22 protein-coding genes are annotated in these 22,305 nt (G+C 68.2%); 14 read left to right on the top strand and 8 right to left on the bottom strand.

Annotated features, from left to right (window positions below; all coding sequences use genetic code 11):
• Positions 1 to 5 precede the first annotated feature (5 nt).
• The gene (locus AB4Z32_RS01230) at positions 6 to 686 is read left to right on the top strand and encodes a DUF4336 domain-containing protein (RefSeq protein ID WP_441933577.1); all 681 of its coding nucleotides are present in this window, start codon (positions 6 to 8) and stop codon (positions 684 to 686) included.
• On the opposite strand, the gene AB4Z32_RS01225 is transcribed toward AB4Z32_RS01230, so the two are convergent.
• A complete protein-coding gene (locus tag AB4Z32_RS01225; protein ID WP_441933575.1) occupies positions 676 to 1,761 on the bottom strand; it encodes an acyltransferase family protein in 1,086 nt (361 codons plus the stop codon). The two genes, AB4Z32_RS01230 and AB4Z32_RS01225, sit on opposite strands and share 11 nt — an antisense overlap.
• A 114-nt stretch (positions 1,762 to 1,875) precedes the next feature.
• On the opposite strand from AB4Z32_RS01225, the gene AB4Z32_RS01220 reads away from it, so the two are divergent.
• Positions 1,876 to 3,699 (top strand): DUF885 domain-containing protein, encoded by a 1,824-nt coding sequence (locus AB4Z32_RS01220; protein ID WP_441933573.1) that lies wholly within the window; start codon positions 1,876 to 1,878, stop codon positions 3,697 to 3,699.
• On the opposite strand, the gene AB4Z32_RS01215 is transcribed toward AB4Z32_RS01220, so the two are convergent.
• From AB4Z32_RS01215 to AB4Z32_RS01205, 3 genes are read right to left on the bottom strand one after another with little or no spacing between them, the layout of a single operon-like run.
• On the bottom strand, positions 3,700 to 4,368 hold the full coding sequence (locus AB4Z32_RS01215) for a TMEM175 family protein (protein ID WP_441933571.1): 669 nt from the start codon (positions 4,366 to 4,368) through the stop codon (positions 3,700 to 3,702). It abuts the gene before it with no gap.
• A 19-nt stretch (positions 4,369 to 4,387) separates the two neighbouring features.
• Positions 4,388 to 5,539, bottom strand: a complete 1,152-nt coding sequence (locus AB4Z32_RS01210) for an acyltransferase family protein (protein ID WP_441933569.1) — start codon at positions 5,537 to 5,539, stop codon at positions 4,388 to 4,390.
• The gene (locus AB4Z32_RS01205) at positions 5,536 to 6,426 is read right to left on the bottom strand and encodes a LysR family transcriptional regulator (RefSeq protein WP_441933567.1); all 891 of its coding nucleotides are present in this window, start codon (positions 6,424 to 6,426) and stop codon (positions 5,536 to 5,538) included. The genes AB4Z32_RS01210 and AB4Z32_RS01205 overlap by 4 nt, the downstream gene beginning before the upstream one ends.
• A 158-nt stretch (positions 6,427 to 6,584) precedes the next feature.
• Between AB4Z32_RS01205 and AB4Z32_RS01200 the strand changes: the two genes are divergently transcribed.
• The 6 genes from AB4Z32_RS01200 (at position 6,585) to AB4Z32_RS01175 (ending at position 10,453) form a co-directional block, all read left to right on the top strand.
• Positions 6,585 to 7,661, top strand: coding sequence for an NADH:flavin oxidoreductase (locus AB4Z32_RS01200; RefSeq protein WP_441933565.1), 1,077 nt, complete (start codon positions 6,585 to 6,587; stop codon positions 7,659 to 7,661).
• A gap of 54 nt (positions 7,662 to 7,715) precedes the next feature.
• Complete coding sequence (locus AB4Z32_RS01195) at positions 7,716 to 8,057, top strand: DUF6152 family protein (protein ID WP_441933563.1); 342 nt, start codon at positions 7,716 to 7,718, stop codon at positions 8,055 to 8,057.
• Entirely contained in the window at positions 8,057 to 8,566 is a 510-nt protein-coding gene (locus AB4Z32_RS01190; protein WP_441933562.1) for a DUF6644 family protein, read from the top strand. The genes AB4Z32_RS01195 and AB4Z32_RS01190 overlap by 1 nt, the downstream gene beginning before the upstream one ends.
• Positions 8,567 to 8,669: 103 nt before the next feature.
• Positions 8,670 to 9,089: a DoxX family protein gene (locus tag AB4Z32_RS01185; RefSeq protein ID WP_441933561.1), complete on the top strand. Its 420-nt coding sequence runs from the start codon at positions 8,670 to 8,672 to the stop codon at positions 9,087 to 9,089.
• A gap of 50 nt (positions 9,090 to 9,139) precedes the next feature.
• Positions 9,140 to 9,523 carry an OsmC family protein gene (locus AB4Z32_RS01180; RefSeq protein ID WP_441933559.1) on the top strand — a complete coding sequence of 128 codons (384 nt, stop codon included), beginning with the start codon at positions 9,140 to 9,142 and terminating at the stop codon, positions 9,521 to 9,523.
• Positions 9,524 to 10,453, top strand: a complete 930-nt coding sequence (locus AB4Z32_RS01175; protein ID WP_441933558.1) for a pirin family protein — start codon at positions 9,524 to 9,526, stop codon at positions 10,451 to 10,453.
• A 36-nt stretch (positions 10,454 to 10,489) separates the two neighbouring features.
• Here AB4Z32_RS01175 and AB4Z32_RS01170 read toward each other — a convergent pair whose 3' ends face one another.
• On the bottom strand, positions 10,490 to 11,044 hold the full coding sequence (locus tag AB4Z32_RS01170) for a TetR/AcrR family transcriptional regulator (protein ID WP_441933556.1): 555 nt from the start codon (positions 11,042 to 11,044) through the stop codon (positions 10,490 to 10,492).
• Positions 11,045 to 11,121: 77 nt separating this feature from the next.
• A complete protein-coding gene (locus AB4Z32_RS01165) occupies positions 11,122 to 12,999 on the bottom strand; it encodes a putative bifunctional diguanylate cyclase/phosphodiesterase (protein ID WP_441933555.1) in 1,878 nt (625 codons plus the stop codon).
• A 162-nt stretch (positions 13,000 to 13,161) separates the two neighbouring features.
• Between AB4Z32_RS01165 and AB4Z32_RS01160 the strand changes: the two genes are divergently transcribed.
• Positions 13,162 to 13,899: an SDR family oxidoreductase gene (locus AB4Z32_RS01160; protein ID WP_441933553.1), complete on the top strand. Its 738-nt coding sequence runs from the start codon at positions 13,162 to 13,164 to the stop codon at positions 13,897 to 13,899.
• On the opposite strand, the gene AB4Z32_RS01155 is transcribed toward AB4Z32_RS01160, so the two are convergent.
• Positions 13,896 to 14,606: a glutathione S-transferase N-terminal domain-containing protein gene (locus AB4Z32_RS01155; RefSeq protein ID WP_441933552.1), complete on the bottom strand. Its 711-nt coding sequence runs from the start codon at positions 14,604 to 14,606 to the stop codon at positions 13,896 to 13,898. The genes AB4Z32_RS01160 and AB4Z32_RS01155 overlap by 4 nt on opposite strands.
• A gap of 78 nt (positions 14,607 to 14,684) precedes the next feature.
• Here AB4Z32_RS01155 and tssF point away from each other — a divergent pair, with 78 nt between their 5' ends.
• The 5 genes from tssF (at position 14,685) to AB4Z32_RS01130 (ending at position 21,353) form a co-directional block, all read left to right on the top strand.
• Positions 14,685 to 16,541, top strand: a complete 1,857-nt coding sequence (tssF, locus tag AB4Z32_RS01150) for a type VI secretion system baseplate subunit TssF (RefSeq protein WP_441933551.1) — start codon at positions 14,685 to 14,687, stop codon at positions 16,539 to 16,541.
• The gene (gene tssG, locus AB4Z32_RS01145; RefSeq protein ID WP_441933549.1) at positions 16,505 to 17,617 is read left to right on the top strand and encodes a type VI secretion system baseplate subunit TssG; all 1,113 of its coding nucleotides are present in this window, start codon (positions 16,505 to 16,507) and stop codon (positions 17,615 to 17,617) included. The genes tssF and tssG overlap by 37 nt, the downstream gene beginning before the upstream one ends.
• Positions 17,618 to 17,667: 50 nt before the next feature.
• Complete coding sequence (locus tag AB4Z32_RS01140; protein WP_441933547.1) at positions 17,668 to 20,169, top strand: heavy metal translocating P-type ATPase; 2,502 nt, start codon at positions 17,668 to 17,670, stop codon at positions 20,167 to 20,169.
• A 121-nt stretch (positions 20,170 to 20,290) separates the two neighbouring features.
• On the top strand, positions 20,291 to 20,620 hold the full coding sequence (locus tag AB4Z32_RS01135; protein ID WP_441933545.1) for an H-NS histone family protein: 330 nt from the start codon (positions 20,291 to 20,293) through the stop codon (positions 20,618 to 20,620).
• A gap of 52 nt (positions 20,621 to 20,672) precedes the next feature.
• The gene (locus tag AB4Z32_RS01130; protein WP_441933543.1) at positions 20,673 to 21,353 is read left to right on the top strand and encodes a DNA-binding protein; all 681 of its coding nucleotides are present in this window, start codon (positions 20,673 to 20,675) and stop codon (positions 21,351 to 21,353) included.
• A 138-nt stretch (positions 21,354 to 21,491) separates the two neighbouring features.
• On the opposite strand, the gene AB4Z32_RS01125 is transcribed toward AB4Z32_RS01130, so the two are convergent.
• Positions 21,492 to 22,259 carry a sulfite exporter TauE/SafE family protein gene (locus AB4Z32_RS01125; protein WP_441933540.1) on the bottom strand — a complete coding sequence of 256 codons (768 nt, stop codon included), beginning with the start codon at positions 22,257 to 22,259 and terminating at the stop codon, positions 21,492 to 21,494.
• Positions 22,260 to 22,305 lie beyond the last annotated feature (46 nt).

Here is a 22,305-nt window from a genome sequence, read left to right as displayed (position 1 = left end):
GGGCCATGCTCAAACAAATCGCCCCCGATCTCTGGCATATGGAACGCGGCTTCAGCGCCGCCGGCCTGCCGGTCTCGTCCCGCATGACGGTGGTCCGCTTCAGGGACGGCCGCCTGTGGCTCCATTCGCCGGTCCGCTTCGACGAGGCCGTGGCCGGGCAGTTGCGCAGTCTCGGCACGGTCGCCTTCATCGTCGCCCCGAACCGCGCGCATCACCTGTTCGCCAGGCACGCCCAAAGGATGTTCCCGCAGGCGGCCCTGTACGGCGCGCCCGGCCTGGCCGCCAAGCGCCCCGACCTGGCGGGCATGATCGAGCTGAAAGACACGGTCGAGCCGGAGTGGCAGCAGGATCTCGACCAGGTCTGCATCCGCGGCATGCCCTTCGTGAACGAGGTGGTGTGGTTCCACAAGGCCTCGGCCACGCTGATCATGACCGACGTCCTGCAGTGCTGGTGCGGCGAACTGGATTGGCGGACGGCGCTGTATGCGCGCCTGACCGGGGTCCGCGGCCACCTCGACGTGCCGCGCACGGTGCGCCTGGTCACGCGCGACCGCATGCTCGCCGCCGGCAGCGCCCGCGTGATCCTGCAGTGGCCCTTCACCCGCGTCATCACGGCGCACAACAGCGTCGTCGAGCAGGACGCCCACGCCGCCGTGGCGCGCGCCTTCCGCCGGTTCAAGGCCTGAGGCGTATGACGCCGGTAAATTGCTGGCTGAACCGCATGCCCAGGCGGCGGAAGAAGCCGACGCGGCGCTCGGTCAACTGTCCGAGTATGAAAAGGCAGGCGGCCAGTTCCGCATAAAAAAGTACCGGGGGCATGCCTGGAGATAAACGGTCGCCAAGTGGTTCGTGAAAGACGTAGATCGAGAACGAGAATCCGGCGAGGTAGCGGATCGGTTTCTCCATCTTTTTCATCCAGCCGAATGCCGGGGCAATTGCGGCGGCGGCCGCAAAATGGACGGTGACAAGCAGGCCAAGCAGGATGTCATAAACGAATTTGGTGGAGTAATGCAAGCGCCACGCTGGCGGGCAAACGGCGTAAAGCCAGGCGCGAAGCAAATCGGCCATATTGAACCAGAATAGCAGTCCGGCCATGCACAGGCTCGCGACATACCATGTCCATGCCCGCCGCTGACTCAGCGCCGGCATGCGGCGGTAAAGCCGGACGCCCATCAGCCATATCGGAAACAGGAGCAGGATTTTCGGACCCGCGATCAACATGGCCGCAGCCACCAGCCAGTTGCGATAGCGCTTCGGAGAATAAAGCCAGGCTGCAAAAATCACGTAATACCAGACTTCGTAATTCAGCGACCAGAATGGAGGATTCAGTGGCGCTTCCGTCCACCACAGGCCGGACTGCCCGAGGAAGACCATGTTCCTTAGCGTGGGCCAGAACGCAGGCTCTCCCTTTTCAAGCGACAGCGCGAGCCCAAGCGCCAGCGCTGCCCAGGCGACTGGTACGATACGGGCGATACGGTGTTGCAGATAGATGGAAAGCGTGATGCCGGGACGCGAAGCGGCGTAGGCGATAACGTAACCGGAGAGCACAAAAAAGACGACAACGGCTTCGTGACCAGGAAACCTGATGGAGCTATCAGGATAAAACCGAGGCCAGGTGTGGAACAGGACCACGTTGACGGCCGCAATCAATCTGACCATATCGAGATAGACAGAAAATGCATGCGGAATTTTTTCAGGCGAAGCTGCGGCTGAGGATCCGGGCGCTGGCGACTTGCGGCGGCGAAACCAATGCTTGAACATGCTTCACTCTCTCTCGGTTAAAGAGCTTCCGGAATCCTCTATTTGCATGTAAATACATTGAACAAAATCACCGGTTTTGTCAAATAATTATTATTTTTTATTCAAGCAAAAGCCATGTACCCATCCTCCCGATCCCTGCGCGCTGCCAGCCTGGCCGCCGCCATCCTCGCCGCCGGCGCTCCCGCCACCCTCGTCCATGCCGCGGCCGCGCCGGCCTCCGCGGGTGAGCAGGCGGCCGCGCGCAAGGTCGACAGCATCGCCGCGAAGTTCTACGACACCCGCGCGCGCTTCGATCCGATGCTGTATGCCACCGCCAACGGCGACAGCCGCTACGACGACCAGCTCGGCATGGCGATCGATCCGAAGGTGATCAAGCGCTACCAGGCCGCGAACCACGGCTACCTGACGCAGTTGAAGGCCATCGACCGCACGCGCCTGTCGGACAAGGCCAGGCTGAACTACGACATCCTGGCCGCCGAGATCCAGGCCCAGCTCGACCTCGAACGCTTCCCGGAACACCTGCTGCCGCTGAACCACTTCGACAACCTGCCCAGCAACCTGGCCAACTACGCGAGCGGTACCGGTTCGCAGCCTCTGGAGACGCCGGCGCAATACCGCGCCTACCTGCGCCGCCTCGAGCAGCTGCCGGCCTGGATCGACCAGGCGATCGTCAACATGAAGGAGGGCATCCGTAACGGTGTGGTGCAGCCGAAGATCGTCACGACCCGCATGCTGCCGCAGTTCCAGCAGCTGCGCAGCAAGACGCCGGAGACCAGCGTGTTCTACTCGCCGGCCACGCGCTTCCCGGGCGCTTTTGCGGACAAGGACAAGCGCGAGCTGGGCGCCGGCTACCGCCAGGCTGCCGTCAGGATCGGCCAGGCGCTCGAGCGCCTGTGCGCCTTCCTCGAGAAGGACTACCTGCCGGCTGGCCGCAGCACGGCCGGCTATGGCGCGCTGCCGGACGGCGCCGCCTGGTACCAGGCCCGCATCAGGAACAACACCAACCTCGACCTGCCGCCGGCCCGGATCCATGAGCTGGGCCTGAAAGAAGTCGCGCGCATCCAGGGCGAGATGGCGAAGGTCGCGCCGAAGCTCGGCTACCAGGGCCCGCTGAAGGACTTCCCGCAATGGGTGGCGGCGCAGGCGAAATTCAAACCCTTTACCAGCGAGCAGCAGGTGCTGGAGCGCTACCGCCAGATCTACGGCCAGGTCGAGGCCAGGCTGCCGCAGTACTTCACCCTGCTGCCGAAGGCCAGGCTCGACATCCAGCTCGAACCCGAGCTGACCCGCGCCACCGCCTCCGACCATTACACGCCGGTGGCGGCGGACGGCTCGCATCCGGGCGTGTTCTGGGCCGTGGTGAACGATCCGAAGGACTACGACACGGTGGGCATGGCCACCTTGCTGCTTCACGAAGGCGTGCCTGGCCACCACTTCCACGCCGCGCTGCTGAAGGAATTGCCGCTGCCGGACTTCCGCAAGTTCTTTACCGAGCATCCGAGCGCGGCCGCCTATGCCGAGGGCTGGGCGCTGTACTGCGAGACTTTAGGCCGCGAGTTCGGCTTCTACGACGATCCCGCCTATTACTACGGCCACCTGAACGACGAACTACTGCGCGCGGTGCGCCTGGTGGTCGACACCGGCATGCACGCCCAGGGCTGGTCGCGCGAAAAGGCGATCGCCTATGCGATGGAAAACCTCGGCTACAACGAGGCCCAGGCCGCCAACCAGATCGAGCGCTACATGGTCTGGCCGGGCCAGGCCCTGGCCTACAAGATCGGCGCGCTGAAGATCCTGGAGCTGCGCGCGCGGGCGCAGCAGGCGCTGGGGCCGAAGTTCAGCTATGCGAAGTTCCACGAGGTCGTGCTGGGCGACGGCACCCTGCCGCTGCCCATCCTCGAAGCCCAGGTGCAGCGCTGGATCGACAGCGCCAGGTGATCAGGACGCCGCGTCCGCCGGCGCGGCCTGTTCGGCTTGTGGAGCGACCCGGCGCGCCACCGCATTGCCCAGCGGGCGCAGCGTAAAGCCCAGCACGAAGGCGCAGTTGGCCGAGCCCGGGAACAGGCCGGCCAGCGCCACCGCCAGCAGGGCGATCACGCCGAGGGCGGCCAGCCGGGTGCAGATGGCCACATAGGTGGCTTCATCCATCGGGTGGGCGCACAGCTGCGGATTGCGGTGGATGTGGCGCGCCACCAGCAGCGAGCCGCAGGCGATCAGGATCATCACACCGGAGTAGACGCCCTGCGCCAGCTGCGAGAAGAAATGGCCGTTGACGGCCGACGCGAAGGGCAGCAGGCTGGCGCCGCCCAGCATCAGGATGGTGCGCCACACCAGGCCGCCGTCGACATGCCGCACATGGCTGTAGACGCGGTGGTTGGCGACCCAGAAGATCCCCAGCACGATGAAGCTGACCAGCCAGGAATACAGGTTCGGCAGCAGCTCGACCAGGGCCTCGCGCAACTGGGCGTCGCTCGTCACCCGCAGGTGCTCGGGCAGGCGCAGGTCGATCACGAGCAGGGTCATGGCGACGGCGAAGATACCGTCGACCAGGGCTTCGATGCGGTGCTTGCTGAGCTGGAGGGTGGCGCCCGGCGTGGCGTGGTCCATGTACTGTCCCCGAGGATTGTTATTGTTGAACCGCCAATTCTCGCTTGGCCGCCTCGTCGACGCAAGCCCCCTTGCGGACGAAGCGGCCGGTGAACTTGTCCAGCACCAGGGCCAGGCCGAAGCAGAGCAGCAGCACCGGCAGGTAGACGCTGAAGGTCCAGGCCTGCTCCTTGCCCAGCATCGTACGGTACAGCCCGACCGCGGCCAGCACGACGAACATGTGGGACAGGTAGAGCTCGTAGCTCAGGCTGCCCATGCGCGCCAGCCAGCCCAGGCCAAGGCGCGGGGCCGGCGGATGCGCGTGGAAGGCCAGCAGCAGCGCCGCCGCGCCCAGCACCAGTCCGACCATACCGGACTTGAACAGGTGACGGTGCACCAGCTCGCCCCAGCCCAGGACCATCAGGATGCAGAAGCCGCCGAACAGGGCCAGCGCGCGGGCCTCGCGCGGCGTCGGCCGCCAGCGCCGGGTCAGCAGGGCCGCCAGCACGCCCCAGGCGATCGCCGCCATCCCGGGCAGGTAGGCCTTCTCCCGCCAGACTTCGTCCGCGACCGGCACCAGGGAGCGCAACGGGTTCAAGAGCAGCGCCCAAGCCAGCAGCAAGCCGACCAGCAGGCGCCGCGGCAGCCACAGGCACAGCAGCGGAAAGCCGAGATAGAACACTTCCTCGATCGACAGCGACCACAACACGTCCCAGCCGGCCGGCGCCCAACCGGTGCGGCCTTCGTACCAGTTGAAGGTGAAGCTCAGGCTCGATCCGAGCAGGCCGCCCACGCTCTGCCTGCCTTCGTCGGGGGCGAAGCCGGTCACGCCGGCCAGGGCCAGCGCCGCCAGCACGGCCAGGGTCAGGAACAGCAGCGGCAGGATGCGCAGCGCGCGGGCGCGGTAGAAGCGCCGCAGGTCGACCCGGCCGAGGCTCCCGTCGCGCTCGAGGATGCGGCCTGTAATCAGGAAGCCGGAGATGACGAAGAAGATGAACACCGCTTCGTAGCCGTTGAAGCTGACGGCGTTCAGCAGGCGCTTGGGCAGGTAGTCCTTCAGCAGGCTCGGGCCCAGCGGCAGGCGGAAGGGCAGGGCCAGGTGGTGCACGATCACGAGCAGGATGGCGAGGCCGCGCAGGCAGTCGATGCCGAAGTTGCGGGCCTGGAGGCCAGGAGTGGATTGCGGTGTCATACGGTCCTTGGGATGGCTGCGAGCTCCTGTTCCAGGGCGTCGAGGAAGACCTTGACCCGGGTAGGCAGGTAGCGCCGGGTCGGCATCACGGCCCACACCGACAGGTCTTCCATCCTAGCATCTTCCAGCGTCACGCTGAGCAGTTCGCCCTCGCTGAGTTGCCGGTGCACGTCCCAGTAGGCGAGCATTGCCAGGCCCAGCCCCTGCATGGCGGCAGTCCGCGCGGCATCCACATTGCTGGTCGTGACGCGCGCATTCACCCGCCTGCGCTGCAGCCCGCCGTCGACGATCAGCGGCCAGCGCGGAATGGCATGCAGGACGATGCATTGATGCGCGTCCAGGTCGGCAAGCCGGACGGGCATGCCGTGGCGCTGCAGGTAACGCGGCGAGGCGCAGATCACGCGCGGGTTGCCGACGATGCGCCTGGCCACGAGTTCCGAGTCCTCCAGCGTCGCCACGCGCAGCGCGAGGTCGAGGCCCTGGCCGACGATGTCGACGACGCGGTCGGACAGGTCGAGGTCGACGCGCAGTTCGGGATGCCGCTCCAGCAGCGCCGCCAGCACGGGCAGCACGATCGTCTGGCCGAAGACGCTCGGGGCGGTCAGCCTGAGTACGCCCGAGACGGCGGCCGACGAGGGGCGCAGTTCGCAGCGGGCGCTCTCTTCGGCATCCGCCATCGTGTTTGCAAACGGCAAAAAGGCCTCGCCCTCGGCGGTCAGCGAAATGGCGCGGGTCGTGCGGTGCAGCAGCCTGACGCCCAGCTCGTCTTCGAGCACGGCAAGGCGGCGCGACACCTGCATCGGGCCGATGCCGAGTTGCCGTCCCGCGGCGGACAAGCTGCCGGCGCTCACGGCGGCGAGAAAAATTCGAATATCCGGTATCTGCATCTTAACCTTTTTCGATAAGGCGCCTTCACGCGCGCCAGGCTGTTCGAATCGCGTTCCCGTTCATATCATGCGACTGTGATGCCGCAGTCGTGGCATGCCTTCTTCGAAAGCGAACAGACATGAATAATCATCAGACCGAGATTCTATCGAATTACGTTATGAAAGGCCGGACTTTGAGGAACAGGCTGGCCGTGGCGCCGATGACCAGGGTGACGGCGACCGGGGCCGGCGTCCCGACCCCGGCGATGCGCGACTACTACGCCAGGTTTGCCAGGGGCGGCTTCGGCCTGGTGATCACCGAAGGGTTGTACACCGACAAGGCATTCGCGCAGGGCTACCGGAACCAGCCCGGCATTGCCGACGACGTCCAGGCCCAGGCCTGGGCATCGATCACGAGCGAAATCCAGCGGCATGGTGCGCTGGTGTTCGCGCAGCTGATGCATGCGGGCGCCCTCAGCCAGGGCAATCCCTTCCGCAGCCATACCGTCGCGCCGTCCGCGGTGCAGCCCGCCGGAGAGCAGATGGCCTTCTACTTTGGCGAGGGGCGCTACCCGGTGCCGGCCGAAATCGGCGAACAGGAGATCGCCGAGGCCATCGATGGCTTCGTCCAGTCGGCGATCCGCGCGGTGCGCGTGTCCGGCTTCGACGGCATCGAGATCCATGGCGCGAACGGCTACCTGCTGGACCAGTTCCTGACGGCCCACACCAACTTGCGTACGGACCGCTGGGGCGGCAGCGTGGAGGGCAGGGTGCGCCTGCTGGAAGAGATCGTGAAAGCGGTGAAGGACGCGGTCGGCGGCGAGGTTCCCGTGGGCATCCGACTCTCGCAGGGCAAGGTCAACGACTTCACGGCCAAGTGGCCGGGCCGCGACGCCGATGCCGAGGTCATCTTCGGCACGCTGGCCCGTGCCGGCGCCGATTTCATCCATGTGACCGAATTCGAGGCCTGGCAGCCGGCGTTCGAAGGCGGCGGCGAGAGCCTGGTCGCCCTGGCGCGCCGCTTCGCACCGGGCGTGACCATCATCGCCAACGGTTCCCTGCACGGCATCGAGCGCGCGGAACACGTGCTGGGGCTGGGCGCGGACGTCGTTGCACTGGGCCGGGGCGCGCTGGCGAACCCGGACATGCCCCGCGTCTTCGAGCAAGGGCATGCGCCGCGGTCCTTCGACGGCGCCATCCTGGGGCCGATCGCCGACATCAAGGACTCCGAGCTCGCTTTCGGCGCCGGCGCTTGACGGAATTGAGCGGGACAGGCGTAGAATCGACACCTTCYCGAAGGAGTCCGCCACATGAAACGCTGGTTCCTGCTCGCCGCCTTCGCCGCGGCCGCCACCGCTTCGGCCCACCACGGCTGGAGCGAGTACGACACCGACAAACCGCTGCAGCTCAACGGCATCATCCAGGAAGCGGGCTATGTGCAGCCGCACGGCTGGATCCGTCTCAAGAGCGCCGGCAAGACCTGGCTGGTGGTGCTGGCGCCGCCGGGCCGCATGGAAAGCCACGGATTGCCCAAGGACAGGCTGGCCGCCGGCGCCAGCGCCAGCGTCTACGGGTATCCGCACCGCACCAGGCTTGATGAGATGCGCGCCGAACGCATCACCATCGGCGGCAAGACCACCGAGCTGCGCTGATGCCGCCCGGCGCCGGGCTCGACATTCCGGCCGGTGCTGCGGCCTGGACCGTCTGGCTGGCCGCCACGCCGCCGGCGGCGGCGATGCGCGCCAGCGCCTGGCTGTATCCCGGCATCGAAATCCTTCACATCATCGGCTTTACCGTGCTGGTCGGCGCGCTGGCGATGTTCGATCTGCGCGTGCTCGGCCTCGGCCGCGAGCTGCCGCTGCGCGCGCTGGCGCGCTACCTGCTGCCGTGGTCGGCGGGCGGCATGCTGGTGGTGCTGCCGAGCGGCCTGCTGCTGTTCGCCGCCGAGGCGCCCGACCTGGCCGCCAACCGGGTGTTCCTGCTGAAGCTGGTGCTGATCGCCGTGGCCGGCCTGAACGCGCTGGCCTTCCACCTCGGTCCCTGGCGCGTGGGCGACGGCTGGCCCGGCGGGGCGCCGCTGCGCGCGCGCCTGCACGCGGCGCTGTCGCTGCTGCTGTGGCTGGCGGTGATTGCCTGCGGCCGGCTGCTGGCCTATGTGTAGCATCGAAAATATCGATGATAGGCGGTGAAATAACTCGTTTTTTTTCCGCCGGCCGGGTGTCCATAATGGCTTCCATCGACAACCCGCACAGAAGGAGAACATCATGGAAACTAGCAAACTCTACCCCGTCGGCCGCGCCCTCGTCGGCTCCCTGTTCGTCGTGTCAGGCATCGGCAAGATCCTCGGCTTTGCGGGCGTGGCCGGCTGGATGGCCAGCATGGGCCTGCCGTTCGCCAGCCTGCTGCTGGCCGCCACCGTCGCCCTCGAAGTCGGCGGCGGCCTGGCCCTGGTGACGGGCTTCCAGGCGCGCTGGGCCAGCCTCGGACTGGCCCTGTTCCTGGTGCCGGTCACCTTGATCTTCCACGCTTTCTGGGGCGCCGGCGCGGCCGAGTTCCAGAACCAGCTGAACCACTTCCTGAAGAACGTGGCGATCCTGGGCGCGATGCTGGTGATCTTCGATATTGAACGCCAGCGCGTGCAGGCGAAGGCCGGCGTCGGCATCCTGCGCACCCACGCGGCCTGATCAGGTCCGCGCATCGCGTACAATCGATCGAAAACACGAAGGGGATCATCATGGAAGTGACGACGCACCGCGGCCAGGGACCGCTGCAGCAGGTCATCGAGATCGGGCCGCACCGGCTCCTGACGGACCTGCCGCCGGCACTCGGCGGCGAAGACAGCGGCCCGGAACCGCACGACCTGCTGGCCGCGGCGCTGGCGGCCTGCACCACCCTGACCGTCAGCCTGTACGCCAAGCGCAAAGGCTACGCACTGGACGAGGTGCGGGTCAGCATCAGGCACGGCCAGGAAGGCGAGGCCTATACCCTGCACCGCAGCATCCATTACGTCGGCGCCTTGAGCGAGGAAGAAAAGCAGCGCCTGACGGACATCGCCAACAAGTGCCCGGTCCACAAGACCCTGTCCGGGCAGATCCAGATCACCACGGAGGCAATCTAAATGGAACTCGACCAACATGACGCTGACAGCATGCTGGAAACCATCGTGGTGCCGCGCACCCACGACCTGGGCGGCGGTTTCGAAGTCAGGCGCGCGCTGCCGCACCGCGACCGCCGCATGGTCGGCCCCTTCGTCTTCCTCGACCAGATGGGCCCCCACGTGTTCGACGCCGGCACCGGCATCGACGTCCGTCCGCACCCGCACATCGGCCTGTCCACCGTGACCTATCTGCTGGAAGGCGAGATCTCGCACCGCGACAGCCTCGGCACGGTGCAGGACATCCGGCCCGGGGCGGTGAACTGGATGACGGCCGGGAAGGGCATCGTCCACTCCGAGCGCACCGGTCCGCTGGTGCGCGCCCAGGGCTCGACCCTGCATGGCCTGCAGTGCTGGGTCGCGCTGCCGAAGGCGAAGGAAGAGAACGATCCGAGCTTTTCGCACATCGGCGCCGGCGAACTGCCGATCATCGACGGCGACGGCGCCAGTGCCCGCATCATCGCCGGCGAATACTTCGGCAAGCGCGCCCCGGTGCCGGTCGAATCGCCGCTGTTCTACGTCGACCTGGCCCTGCAGCCCGGCGCCCGCATCGGCATGCCGGCCGAATATGCGGAACAGGCGCTGTACGTGGTGGAAGGGACGCTCGACCTCGGCCGCGACGGCAGCTTCGGTCCCGGCCAGCTGCTGGTGCTGAAGCCTGGTGCGGCGGTGACCCTCGCCGCCGGCAATGGCGCCGGTGCGCGCGTGATGCTGCTGGGCGGCGAGCCGATGGATGGTCCGCGTTACCTGACCTGGAACTTCGTCTCCAGCTCGGCCGACCGCATCGAGCAGGCCAAGGAAGACTGGCGCGAGATGCGCTTCCCGAAGGTGCCGGGCGAGACCGAGTTCATTCCGCTGCCGGATCTGCCCGGGCGGCCGGTGCGCTATCCGTGATCAGTCGCCGTCGTGCCCGCGCAGGCGGGGATGACCTTACGACAGCGGCGGCTTGAGCGCGGCCTGCACGGCACCAAGAATGCGTTCCGACAGCGCCGGATCCGCCACCGCGCGCGACAGCGTCAGCGCGCCGACCAGTGCGGCCAGCGCCACCAGGCCCTGGTCGTCGACCGCGGGGCCGAGCTTGCAGTCCTCCAGGCGCTGCGCCATGTTCAGGGCCAGGCCGTCGGTGGTGGCGCTGGGCTGGCCGCGCAGGCCGAGTTCGGCGCACAGGCTGGGCAGGGGGCAGCCGGCGCCCGGATCGTCGCGGTGGCGCGGCGACAGGTAGCTCGCCAGGAAGGCGCGCAACCCCTCCGGCGACGGCGGATCCCGCCACGTTTCCCTGGCCTGCTCGACCGCCGCTTCGAGCGAGGCCTCGACCAGCGCTTCCTTCGACGCGAAGTGGGCATAGAAGCCGCCATGGGTCATGCCCAGCGCCTTCATCAGGGGCACCAGGCCGGTGCCGTCGATACCGTCGCGGCGGAAGCGGCGCGCGGCTTCGTCGAGGATGCGCCGGCGCGTCTCGGCCTTGTGGTTCTGCGAATAGCGCATGCGTGTGGTTTGGATTAGTTGCCGTACTGAAATTGTAAAACTTTTGACAGCATCAGGCAAACATTCGTCCATCAGCGTCAGTGGCGCCGCACGGCATGTTCCCGCAGATAGGCGGCGCAGTCCTCGGCGCTCAGCGGTTTGCTGTAATAAAAACCCTGGATCTGGTCGCAGCCGGCGGCGCGCAGGCCATCGAGCTGTTCCTGCAGCTCGACGCCCTCGGCGATCACTTCCAGGTGCAGGCTGTGGGCCATGGCGATGATGGCCTTCACCATCGCCATCGATTCCACGCTCTCGTGCATGTCCTGGACGAAGGAGCGGTCGATCTTCAGCTTGTCGACCGGCAGGCGCTTCAGGTAGCTGAGGCTCGAATAGCCGGTGCCGAAGTCGTCGATGCTGAGGCTCACGCCGAGTCCGCGCAGACGCGCCATCAGGTCGGCGCTGCGTTCCGGGTTCTGCACCGAGGTGCTCTCGGTGAGTTCCAGTTCCAGGTCGCCCGGCTGCAGTTCGGCATCGCGCACCACGGTGTCGACACAGCCGACGATGTCGGTGCGGTGGAACTGGCGCGCCGACAGGTTGACCGCCACCGGCACCCCGGGCAGGCCGGCTGCGCGCCAGGCCCGGCACTGGTCGGCGGCGCTTTTCAGCACCCATTCGCCGATCTCGACGATCAGCCCGGCCTCTTCGGCCACCGGAATGAATTCGACCGGCGAGATCAAGCCGTGGGTCGGGTGGCGCCAGCGCAGCAGCACTTCCAGTCCGGCCACCGAGCCGTCCTTCAGCGCGATCTTCGGCTGGTACAGCAGGAACAGCTCCTTGTGGTCGAGGGCGGCGCGCAGCTGGCTTTCCAGCGTCAGCTTGCGGTTGAAGGCCTGCTTGAGCTCTTCCGAGAAGTGCTGGATCTGGCCGCCGCCCAGCAGCTTGGCGCGGCGCATGGCGAGGGCGGCGTTGCCGAGCAGGGCGTCGGCATGGTCGCCGTCGTGGGGGAAGATCGCGTAGCCGATGCTGCAGGTGAGGGGAATCGCGCCGCCGCCCGGGTTCTTGAACTCGTGGTGCACCGCCTGGGCCAGCTGGCGCAGGCGGTCGCGCGCCACGCTGTCGTCGCCGAGGCCGGGCAGCAGCACCACGAATTCGTCGTTGCCGACCCGCGCCAGCAGGTCGCCGGGCCGCAGCACGCCCTGCAGGCTCCAGGTAACCGACACCAGCGCCTGGTCGCCGGCATGGTGGCCGAGGGCTTCGTTCAGGCGCTTGAACTTGTCGAGGTTGATCGAGGCCACCAGGGTCTGCGTGCCCTGGCTGCGCCAGTCGTCGAGGCCCTGGGCGATGATGCGCGCCAGCGCCTGGCGGTTCGACAGCCCGGTCAGCTGGTCGTGATTGAGCAGGAATTCGACCTGGCCGGCGGCCGCGCTCAGCTCGGGGTCGGCGCCGTCCTGCGGCACGTGCGCGTACAGGGCCTGGGCCGCGCTGGCGAGCTGGCGGTGGTGGATCAGCTGCTCGACCATGCGCGCGAGATCGCGCAGCACGTCGAGATCGCCGGCGTTCAGCCGGCGCGGTTTGGTGTCGAGCACGCACAGGGTGCCGATCGGCATGCGCTCGACCGAGTACAGCGGTACCCCGACGTAGAAGCGCACGTGCGGCTCGCCGGTCACCAGCGGATTGTCGCGAAAGCGCGGGTCTTTGGTCGCGTCGCCCACCACCAGCGGCTCGTGTTCGAGGATGGTGTGGCCGCAGAAGGAGATGTCGCGCGCGGTCTCGGTGGCTTCGAAGCCGCAGCGGGACTTGAACCACTGGACATCCTTGTCGACCAGCGACACCAGCGCGGTCGGCGCATTCAGCAGGCGCGCCGCCATGCGTGTGATGCGGTCGAAGGCTTCTTCGGGCGCGCTGCCCAGCAGGCGGGTGGCGTGCAGGGCGGTCAGGCGGCGCGCTTCGTCGACGGGGATGTCTGGAATTTGCATTCGGCCTCGCTTGGTGAATCGGGTGCTGTCGAGGCCATTCTGCCATGCGAACCGAACTGGAGCAGAGGCAAGGGTGCGCCATCTACACGATTGACTTTATCTTACGGGCCTGCTTGCGATAACATCCATAACGGTGCCCCGCACGCGGAGATGGAGACTGAGATGAAAGCGATCGTTACCGGCCATACGAAAGGCCTAGGCGCGGCACTGGCGCGCAACCTGCTGGCGCGCGGCGTACCGGTGCTGGGCCTGGCCCGCACCCGCTCCGACGAACTGGCGCAAAACTGGCCCGAGCTGTTCGAGGAGGTCGAACTCGACCTCGCCGACGGCCCCGCGCTGGTCGACTGGCTCGACCGCAAGGACCTGAGCGATTACCTGGACGGCACCGGCGCCGTACTGCTCCTCAACAATGCGGGAATGGTGAGTCCGGTCGGCCCTCTCGAAGCCCAGGATCCGCGCGCGGTGCTGCGCGCGGTGACCCTGAACGTGGCCGCGCCGATGGCGCTGGCGGCGGCGGTGGTGCGCGCCAGCGACGGCGGCCAGAAGCGCATCATGCACATCTCCAGCGGCGCCGGGCGCCATGCCTATCCCGGCTGGAGCGTGTATTGCGCCACCAAGGCGGCCCTCGACCACCATGCGCGCGCGGTGCTGATGGACGCCGAGCAGGACGTCCAGATCTGCAGCCTGGCGCCGGGCGTGATCGACACCGGCATGCAGGCCGAGATCCGCGGCACCCCCGAAGACCGCTTCCCGATGCGCCAGCGCTTCGTCGACCTCAAGGAGACCGGGACCCTGCTCGACCCCGACGAATGCGCCGAGCAGCTGGTCGACTACCTGCTCGGCAAAAGCTTCGGCGACGAGGTCGTGGCCGACCTGCGTACGGTCGCCGTCAAAGCCTAGGCCGCCGGCGCCGGCGGAATCTGCAGGCCGCGCGCCACCGCCGGCCGCGCCACGAAGGCGGCCAGCACCCGCGCGACGTTCCTGAACTCGTCGAAGCCCACCAGCTCGCGCGCGCCGTAGAAACCGATCAGGTTGTTCACCCACGGGAAGGTGGCGATGTCGGCGATCGTGTACTCGTCGCCCATGATCCAGCTGCGGCCCTCCAGGTGCCGGTCCAGCACGCCGAGCAGGCGCTTCGATTCGGCCGCGTAGCGGTCGCGCGGGCGCTTGTCCTCGTAGTCCTTGCCGGCGAACTTGTGGAAGAAGCCGACCTGGCCGAACATCGGGCCGATGCCGCCCATCTGGAACATCAGCCACTGGATGGTCTGGTAACGCAGCGCCGGATCGCTTGGGAGCAGCTTGCCGGTCTTTTCGGCCAGGTAGAGCAGGATGGCGCCGGATTCCCACAGCGGCAGCGGCTGGCCGCCCGGACCGTCGGGATCGAGGATGGCGGGAATCTTGTTGTTCGGGTTCAGCGACAGGAATTCCGGCGACAGCTGGTCGTTCTTGTCGAAGGCGACGCGATGCACCTCATAGGGCAGGCCGATCTCCTCCAGCATGATCGCGGCCTTCACCCCGTTCGGCGTCGGCAGCGAATACAGCTGCAGGCGCTCGGGATGCCGGGCGGGCCATTTGCGGGTGATTGGGAACTTGCTCAGGTCGGTCATTGTCGTCTCCCTCGGGGTGATTGGTCGGTATTGATTGTACTCAAGATACGTCTGCGGCGTGGGTGGGACTATCCATGAATGGATGAGCTCCTGCGCTATTACGAAGAAGAGTTGGGCCTGTTCGGACAGTTCGCGCGCGAATTCCGCGCCCGCTATCCGAAACCGGCCAGCGAGCTGCACCTGGCCGGCGAGACCTACGAAGACCCCAGCGTCGCCCGGCTGATCCAGTCGGTGGCCCTGATGAGCGCGCGGATCCGCAAACGCCTCGACGACGACTATCCCAAGTTTACCGAATCGCTGCTGGAAAGCCTGTATCCGCACTACCTGCGGCCCATGCCTTCGCATACCATCGTCCAGGTGGGCGGCCGCGGCGATGCCGAACGGCCCGATGCCCCGCTCCTGCTGCCGCGCGCGACCATGCTGCGCACCAGCGCCCGCGACGACAGCGTGTGCCAGTTCCGCACCGTCTACGACGTCCTGCTGGCGCCGCTGCGGGTGGCGCAGCTGGGCTTTGCGCCGCTGGCGACGAGCCCGCGCTCGTTGCGCCTGCCGCGCGGCGCCGCCAGTGCGATCGGCATCGTCATCGACACCCCGGGACCGCGCCCGCTGGCGGATATCCTGCCGCCGCGTCTGCGCCTGTTCGTCGACGGCGAAGCGTCCACGCGCGCGGCCCTGATCGACGCGCTGTTCCTGAAGGCCAGCTGCGCCTTCGTCCAGGCCGGCGGCGAGGCTGCCTGGCTGCCCTTGCCGGCAGTGCCGCTGGCGCTGGCCGGCTTCGACGAGGCCGACGCCATGATTCCCTTCCCGGCGCGCTCGCATCCGGCGCTGCGCCTGCTGAGCGAATACTTCTGCTATCCCGAGAAGTTCAGCTTCCTCGACCTCGACACCACGGCCCTGCGCACGCTGCTGCCGCCGCGCTGCACCGGGTTTACGCTGCACGTGGTGCTGAATGGCCTGGCCGCCGATTCGGACGCCGCGCGCCTGCTGGCCGGGATCGGGCCCGGCAACCTGCTGCCGGCCTGCACCCCGGTCATCAACCTGTTCCCGAAGGCCGGCGTGCCGCTGCAGCTGTCCTATACCAGCGCCGACTACCCGCTGCTGGCCGACGGTTTCCATGCGGCCGACTACGAGATCCACAGCGTCGACGCGGTGCGCCTGGTGCGCGAAGGCGCCGGCCCCGGCAGCGTGACCCATTTCGCGCCCCTGTACGCGGCCAACGGCGCCGAGGACCAGGAGAGCCGGACCCATTACTGGATCACGCGGCGCGACCATGCGGTGGCCGCCGTCAGCCCCGGCCACGAGATGCGCATCGCCCTGATCGACGCCGACTTCCGCACCACCCAAACGGAAGGTGCGCCGGGGTGCCGGACCACGCTCTCCACCATGCTGACCTGCACCAACCGCGACCTGCCGGCCCGGTTGCGCTACGGCGATTCCCAGGGCGACCTGCGCACCGACGAGCTGTCCAGCGTGGCGCCGATCCGCATGCTGCGCAAACCCAGTCCCAGCTACCGCTTCGGCACCACCAAGGGCGCGCACTGGCGCCTGATCTCCCACCTGTCCCTCAACCACGCGAGCCTGACGATGGCCGGCCTGGACGACTTCCGCAAGATGCTGGCCCTGTACGACCTGCCGCGCTCGCCGGCCGCGCAGCGCCTGATCGCCGGCATCCAGGGCCTCGAGCACGGCGCCGTGCGCGCCTGGGTCCGTACCGCGCCGGTCTCGACCCTGATGCCGGGCATCGGCATCCGCATGACAGTGGACGAGGAAGCCTTCACCGGCAGCAGCCTGTTCGTGTTCGCCAGGGTGCTCGACCATTATTTCGCCCTCAACGGGCAGCTCAACTGCTTCACCCGGCTGCAGGTGGTGTCGCGCCAGACCGGCCAGGAAATCCTTGCATGCGAACCCCGCCACAGCAGCCAGCCGCTGGGCTGATCGAACGCCTGCTGGCCGAGCCGCAGCGCTTCGAATTCTTCCAGGCGGTGCGGCTGCTGCTGCTGTGGCTGGGCGAGCAGGGCGTGCCGCCGCGGCGGGCGCTGGAACGCCACCTGCGCTTCCGCAACAGCCTGGCGCTCGGCTTCCCGGCCGGCCAGGTCGAGGCGATCGCGCCGGCGGGACTGGCGCCCGGCCTGCCGCCGCAATTCTACCTGATCCCGACTTTCATGGGCCTGCTGGGCGCCCACGGTGCGCTGCCGAGCCACGTCACCGAGCGCATCGCGGCCTGGGAATCGAGCCAGGCGGAGGTCCAGCTGGCGGAAGCGCCGCGCGCCTTCCTCGACATCTTCACCACCCGCATGCTTGCCCTGTTCTACGGCGCCTGGCGCAAATACCGGATCGAGCATGCCGTGTCCGGGCCGGAGGCCGGAGACGGCTTCCTGCCGCTGCTGCTGGCGCTGGCCGGCTTCGCACCCGGCGAGCCGCACCAACAGGTGGAGGACGCCACCCTGGCGCGCTATGCCGGCGTGCTCCGGCAGCGCCCGGCCTCCGGCGTGGTGCTGGCCAGGGTGCTGTCCCACCACTTCGGGGTGCCGCTCCGGCTGCAGGAGGGGATCGGCCACTGGGATGCGCTGGCCCCGGACGAGCAGAGCGTGCTGGGCGGCGAGGTGGGCAGCGCGGCGGGCAGGCCGGGCGCGGTGCTGGGCCAGGCCGCGGTGCTGGGCCGGCGCTGCTGGCGTCCCGACCTGCGCGTACGGGTGCGTATCGGCCCCTTGCGGCGCGCCGAGTTCGAGCGCTTCCTGCCGCACGCGCCGGGCGCCATGGCCCTGCGCACCATGCTCGGCCTGTTCGCCGCGCCGACCCTCGGCTACGAGGTGGTGCTGGTGCTGGCGCGCAGCGAACCGCGTCCCGTGCAACTGGCCGGCTGCCCGCAGCGCCTGGGCCGGGACAGCTTCCTGATCACCAGGCCGCCGGCCCGGGACCGCGCCGACATGGTCTACGGCATGCGGCCGATGGCGCCGCTGCCGGATACGCCCGCGGCATTCCCTTTCGAGGACATGGCGGACGGGGCTTGACCTTCCCATCGTGGGAAGGATTATCCTGTCGTTAAATGACAGGAGCAATCATGGAAACGATGGAATCGCCGGCCGAGCTGCAGCTCGCGGTACGCGGCATGACCTGCGCGTCCTGCGTGGCGCGCGTCGAGAAGGCATTGAAGAAAGTCCCCGGCGTCGACGACGCCAGCGTCAACCTGGCCACCGAGCAGGCGACCGTGCACGGCGCGGCCCTGGATGCCGACGCCATCGTCGCCGCCGTTGCGCAGGCCGGCTACGAAGCGGCGCCGCTGCGGCGCGGCCAGCGCCATGTGCCGGAAGACGAGGGCAAGACGGGCCTGCCGTCCTGGTGGCCGGTGGCCGCCGCCGCCATCCTCAGCCTGCCGCTGGTGCTGCCGATGTTCGGCCAGCTGTTCGGCACCGACACCGCCCACGGCTGGATGCTGCCGGGCTGGATCCAGCTGCTGCTGGCGACTCCGGTCCAGTTCTGGCTGGGCGCGCGCTTCTACCGCGCCGGCTGGAAGGCGCTGCGGGCCGGTTCCGGCAATATGGATTTGCTGGTGGCGATCGGCACTTCGGCGGCCTATGCGCTGTCGGTCTATCAGCTGGTCACCGTCCCGGCCGGCGAGCGCATGCCCCACCTGTATTTCGAATCCTCGGCGGTGGTGATCACCCTGGTGCTGCTCGGGAAGTGGCTGGAAGGCCGGGCCAGGCGCCAGACCGTCGAGGCGATCCGCGCACTGGAATCGCTGCGCCCGGAGTCCGCCCTGGTGCGGCGCGGCGGCCAGGACCTAGAGATCCCGCTGGAAGCGCTGCACGCCGGCGACGTGATGGTGGTGCGGCCCGGCGAGCGCGTGCCAGCCGACGGCCGCGTGCTCGAAGGCGGCAGCCACCTGGACGAATCCCTGCTTACCGGCGAGAGCCTGCCGGTGGCGCGGACCACGGGCGAGCCCGTGCTGGGCGGCGCCGTCAATGGCGAAGGACTGCTGCTGGTCGAGGCGACCAAGATCGGTACCGACGCCATGCTGGCCCACATCATCCGCATGGTCGAGGATGCGCAGGCGGTCAAGGCGCCGATCCAGCGCCTGGTCGACCGCGTCAGCGCCGTGTTCGTGCCGGCGGTGCTGCTGATCTCCCTGGTCACCTTGCTCGGCTGGGGCCTGGCCACGGGCGACTGGCAGCAGGCCCTGCTGAACGCGGTGGCGGTGCAGGTGATCGCCTGTCCCTGCGCGCTGGGCCTGGCGACGCCGACCGGGATCATGGTCGGCACCGGCGTGGCGGCGCGCCACGGCATCCTGATCAAGGACGCCCAGGCGCTGGAGACGGCCCACGCGGTGCGCACCGTGGTGTTCGACAAGACCGGCACCCTCACCGAAGGCAAGCCGCGGGTGGTGGCGGTCGAAGGCGGCGATGCGCTGCTGGAGCTGGCCTGGGCCGTCCAGCAGTACAGCGAGCACCCGCTGGCGAAGGCGGTGGCGCAGGCGGCCGAGGAACGCGGACTGCGTCTGCCGGCCGCCTTTGACGCCGGCGCCTTGCCGGGGCGCGGCGTGCGGGCGCGGGTCGGCGCCGCGAAGGTTTATCTCGGCAACCGCCGCCTGATGCAGGAGACCGGCGCCGGCATCGGCCTCTGGGAAGCTGCCGCGCGCCGCCACGAAGCGGATGGCCGTACCGTGTCCTGGCTGGCCGTGGAAGAGGGTGGAAAGGTGGATGTGCGCGGCCTGCTGGCCTTCGGCGACCGCCTGAAGCCGACCAGCGCAGCCGCCATCGCCCGCCTGAAGGCGATGGGCGTGGATGCCGTCATGCTCACCGGCGACAACCAGGGCGCGGCGGCGCTGGTGGCGCGCGAGCTGGGCCTGAGCCGCTACGTGGCCGAGGTGCTGCCGGCCGACAAGGCTGCCACCGTGCGCGCGCTGATGGCCGGTAATGGTGGCGGTGGCGGTGGCGATAAACGGGGCGGCAAGGTGGCGATGGTCGGCGACGGCATCAACGACGCCCCGGCCCTGGCCGCGGCCGACGTCGGCATCGCGATGGCCGGCGGCACCGACGTCGCCATGCACACGGCCGGCATCACCCTGATGCGCGGCGACCCGCTGCTGGTGGCGGACGCCATCGCGATCTCGTCCGCGACCTACCGCAAGATCCGCCAGAACCTGGGCTGGGCCTTCGTCTACAACGTGGTCGGGATCCCGGTCGCGGCGCTGGGCCTGCTCAATCCGATATTGGCTGGGGCGGCGATGGCCCTCAGCTCGGTCAGTGTGGTCACCAATGCCTTGCTGCTGCGGCGCTGGACGCCGGAGCAGCGTGAAGTAGCCGTAGCACCCGTTTCAAGTGTTTCAAACGTTTCAACCGTTTCAACCCAAGGAGAACCGACGATGTATCAACTGACTGTAGAAGACATGAGCTGCAAGCACTGCGTGGGCCGCGTGACCAAGGCCGTCCAGGAAGTCGACCAGGACGCCAAGGTCGACATCGACTTGCCGACCAAGAAGGTGAAGATCGACAGCAGGGCCGATCTGGACCGGATTGCGCAGGCGATCGACGCGGCCGGCTATCCGGTGAGCGCGCGCTCCTGATGCTTGCCGGCGCTGGCCCTTGAGCGAATGTCGCCCGATCGACCAGTGCGGCAGAAAATTGCCAGTTATGTAAAATTGGCGAGAATGCAAATTTCCCAACCAGCACACGAAAGGCGCGCACATGGCCAAGACCGACCTGTCGAACTACAACCTTGCCGAGCTCAAGGGTCTGCAATTCGATATCGAGAAAGAGATCAAGTCCCGCCAGAAGGATGAGGTGCGCAAGGCGCGCGAGCAGATCCTGGCGATTGCCCAGGACGTCGGCGTGCCGGTGTCGGACCTGATCGCGAAAGCCGGCGGCGCCAGGAAAGGCGGCAATGGCCAGCAGGGCGAGGCGCGCTTCCGCAACCCGGCCGACAAGTCGCAGACCTGGACCGGCCGCGGCCGCCAGCCGAAGTGGATTGCCGAGGCCCTGGCCGGCGGCAAGTCGCTGGACGATTTCCGGGCTTAATTTGAGGACGAGCCTGTCGTATCATACGGCCTTCGACAATGGATAGGTATTTATGAACTTCGAAGACGTAGCGGCGGCGGCCGGTAAGCTCCAGGCCGGCGGCACGCCGGTGACCATCGACGCGGTGCGCGACGCCATCGGCGGCGGCTCCGCCAGCGCCATCTCCCGCCATCTGGCCGACTGGCGCGCGGCCAACGAAACCCCGCCCGAGCCGCCGAAAGCCGAGCTGCCGCAGAACCTGGTCGCCGAACTGGCGCGCTGGGCCCAGCAGTTCGCCGAAGAGGCGGGCACCGGCACGCGCGCCGCGCTGGCCCGTCACGAGGAAGAACTGGAAGCCCTGCGCGAAGCCGGCGATGCCCTCGAGACCGAGCGCGGCGAGCTGCAGCAGCAGCTGGGCGAGCTCACGGCTGCCCGCGACGACGCCCTGGTCTCGGTGGCCGAGCGCGACGAGGAAATCGAGCGCCTCAACGCCGAGCTGCGCAATGCAAAGCAGGTGGCGATGGAGGCCCTGGTCGGCAAGGCCAAGGACCAGCTGGCGATCGAGGGCAAGGATGCCCAGCTGGCGGACCTGCGGACCCAGCTGGAGAAAGGCGTGGCGCAGAATGCGACGCTGTCGGATGCCCGCCTGGCTGCGGAGATGGAACTGGTCGGCGCCAAGACGGCGCGCGACAGCCTGGAAGCCGAAAACGCGGAGCTGCGCGCCCAGGTCGCGGCGCTGCGCAAGAAGGGCTAACCGGCTCCGGCGCCTCCCCGGCGGCCTGGCCGGAGGTGGCGGCCGAGCGCGTGATGAACTTCGCTGCGATGCTGGCCAGGATCGCCAGGGTTCCAATAGTTGCCATCAAGGCCTCGAGCATGGCGTCCTCGCATCGTATCAATGGTGCAGAAGGGCGGGTGCGTATGTCTTTAGGAAGAATACCAGCGTGATGCAGGCGGTGGCGCATAGGGTCATCGCACGTATCACCCTGGCCGGCGCGCGCCGTCCGACGTGGGCGCCGCCGTAGCCGCCGATGACGGCGCCGGCCAGCATCGCCAGCGTCTCTGGCCAGCGCACCGCGCCGGCGGCGATGAAGGCCAGCACCGCCACCGTGTTCGCCGCGCTGACCAGCAGCGTGCGCGGGGCGTTCAGGCGCTTCAGGTCGCTGTTGTCGAGCAGTCCCCACACGGCGATCATCATGATCCCGACCGCCCCGCCAAAATACCCGCCGTAGACGCCCAGCGCGAACTGCACCGCCAGCACCGCATGCGTGTGGATGTGCCAGCGCGCCCGCAGGACTTCGCCGGCGCGCCGCCCGAAGGCCAGCGCCAGCGAGGCCACCAGCAGCAGCCAGGGCAGCACGAAGCTGAAGGCCGCGGACGAGGTCTTCAGCAGCAGGACCGCGCCCAGCAGGCCGCCGCACAGGGTCGCCGGCAGCAGGGAACGCAGCGGCACCGGGCCGACCGATACCGAGCCGTCGCGGTAGGCCCAGGCGCTGGCCAGGCCGCCGGGGAAGAGGGCGACCGTGCTCGACGTGTTCGCCTGGACCGGAGGCACACCGGCCGCGATCAGCGCCGGCAGGCTGACGAAGGAGCCGCCGCCGGCCAGCGCATTCATCGCACCGGCCACGATTCCCGCGGAAAAGGTCAAGATCATCGCATTCATGCAAGGATCTTAGAGGCCGGGCGGCGCCTTCGCAATCTGGCAATAC

The organism is Massilia sp. 2TAF26 (assembly GCF_052115005.1).
GTDB lineage: Bacteria > Pseudomonadota > Gammaproteobacteria > Burkholderiales > Burkholderiaceae_D > Telluria.
Note: the sequence above shows the minus strand (reverse complement) of the source record. Positions and strands in the feature narration are given on the sequence as shown.

Bases quoted from the DNA above. Each gene is read 5' to 3' on its own strand.
- AB4Z32_RS01230 (WP_441933577.1), top strand. From the start codon at position 6: ATGCTCAAACAAATCGCCCCCGATCTCTGGCATATGGAACGCGGCTTC.
- AB4Z32_RS01225 (WP_441933575.1), bottom strand. From the start codon at position 1,761: ATGTTCAAGCATTGGTTTCGCCGCCGCAAGTCGCCAGCGCCCGGATCC.
- AB4Z32_RS01220 (WP_441933573.1), top strand. From the start codon at position 1,876: ATGTACCCATCCTCCCGATCCCTGCGCGCTGCCAGCCTGGCCGCCGCC.
- AB4Z32_RS01215 (WP_441933571.1), bottom strand. From the start codon at position 4,368: ATGGACCACGCCACGCCGGGCGCCACCCTCCAGCTCAGCAAGCACCGC.
- AB4Z32_RS01210 (WP_441933569.1), bottom strand. From the start codon at position 5,539: ATGACACCGCAATCCACTCCTGGCCTCCAGGCCCGCAACTTCGGCATC.
- AB4Z32_RS01205 (WP_441933567.1), bottom strand. From the start codon at position 6,426: ATGCAGATACCGGATATTCGAATTTTTCTCGCCGCCGTGAGCGCCGGC.
- AB4Z32_RS01200 (WP_441933565.1), top strand. From the start codon at position 6,585: ATGAAAGGCCGGACTTTGAGGAACAGGCTGGCCGTGGCGCCGATGACC.
- AB4Z32_RS01195 (WP_441933563.1), top strand. From the start codon at position 7,716: ATGAAACGCTGGTTCCTGCTCGCCGCCTTCGCCGCGGCCGCCACCGCT.
- AB4Z32_RS01190 (WP_441933562.1), top strand. From the start codon at position 8,057: ATGCCGCCCGGCGCCGGGCTCGACATTCCGGCCGGTGCTGCGGCCTGG.
- AB4Z32_RS01185 (WP_441933561.1), top strand. From the start codon at position 8,670: ATGGAAACTAGCAAACTCTACCCCGTCGGCCGCGCCCTCGTCGGCTCC.
- AB4Z32_RS01180 (WP_441933559.1), top strand. From the start codon at position 9,140: ATGGAAGTGACGACGCACCGCGGCCAGGGACCGCTGCAGCAGGTCATC.
- AB4Z32_RS01175 (WP_441933558.1), top strand. From the start codon at position 9,524: ATGGAACTCGACCAACATGACGCTGACAGCATGCTGGAAACCATCGTG.
- AB4Z32_RS01170 (WP_441933556.1), bottom strand. From the start codon at position 11,044: ATGCGCTATTCGCAGAACCACAAGGCCGAGACGCGCCGGCGCATCCTC.
- AB4Z32_RS01165 (WP_441933555.1), bottom strand. From the start codon at position 12,999: ATGCAAATTCCAGACATCCCCGTCGACGAAGCGCGCCGCCTGACCGCC.
- AB4Z32_RS01160 (WP_441933553.1), top strand. From the start codon at position 13,162: ATGAAAGCGATCGTTACCGGCCATACGAAAGGCCTAGGCGCGGCACTG.
- AB4Z32_RS01155 (WP_441933552.1), bottom strand. From the start codon at position 14,606: ATGACCGACCTGAGCAAGTTCCCAATCACCCGCAAATGGCCCGCCCGG.
- tssF (WP_441933551.1), top strand. From the start codon at position 14,685: ATGGATGAGCTCCTGCGCTATTACGAAGAAGAGTTGGGCCTGTTCGGA.
- tssG (WP_441933549.1), top strand. From the start codon at position 16,505: ATGCGAACCCCGCCACAGCAGCCAGCCGCTGGGCTGATCGAACGCCTG.
- AB4Z32_RS01140 (WP_441933547.1), top strand. From the start codon at position 17,668: ATGGAAACGATGGAATCGCCGGCCGAGCTGCAGCTCGCGGTACGCGGC.
- AB4Z32_RS01135 (WP_441933545.1), top strand. From the start codon at position 20,291: ATGGCCAAGACCGACCTGTCGAACTACAACCTTGCCGAGCTCAAGGGT.
- AB4Z32_RS01130 (WP_441933543.1), top strand. From the start codon at position 20,673: ATGAACTTCGAAGACGTAGCGGCGGCGGCCGGTAAGCTCCAGGCCGGC.
- AB4Z32_RS01125 (WP_441933540.1), bottom strand. From the start codon at position 22,259: ATGAATGCGATGATCTTGACCTTTTCCGCGGGAATCGTGGCCGGTGCG.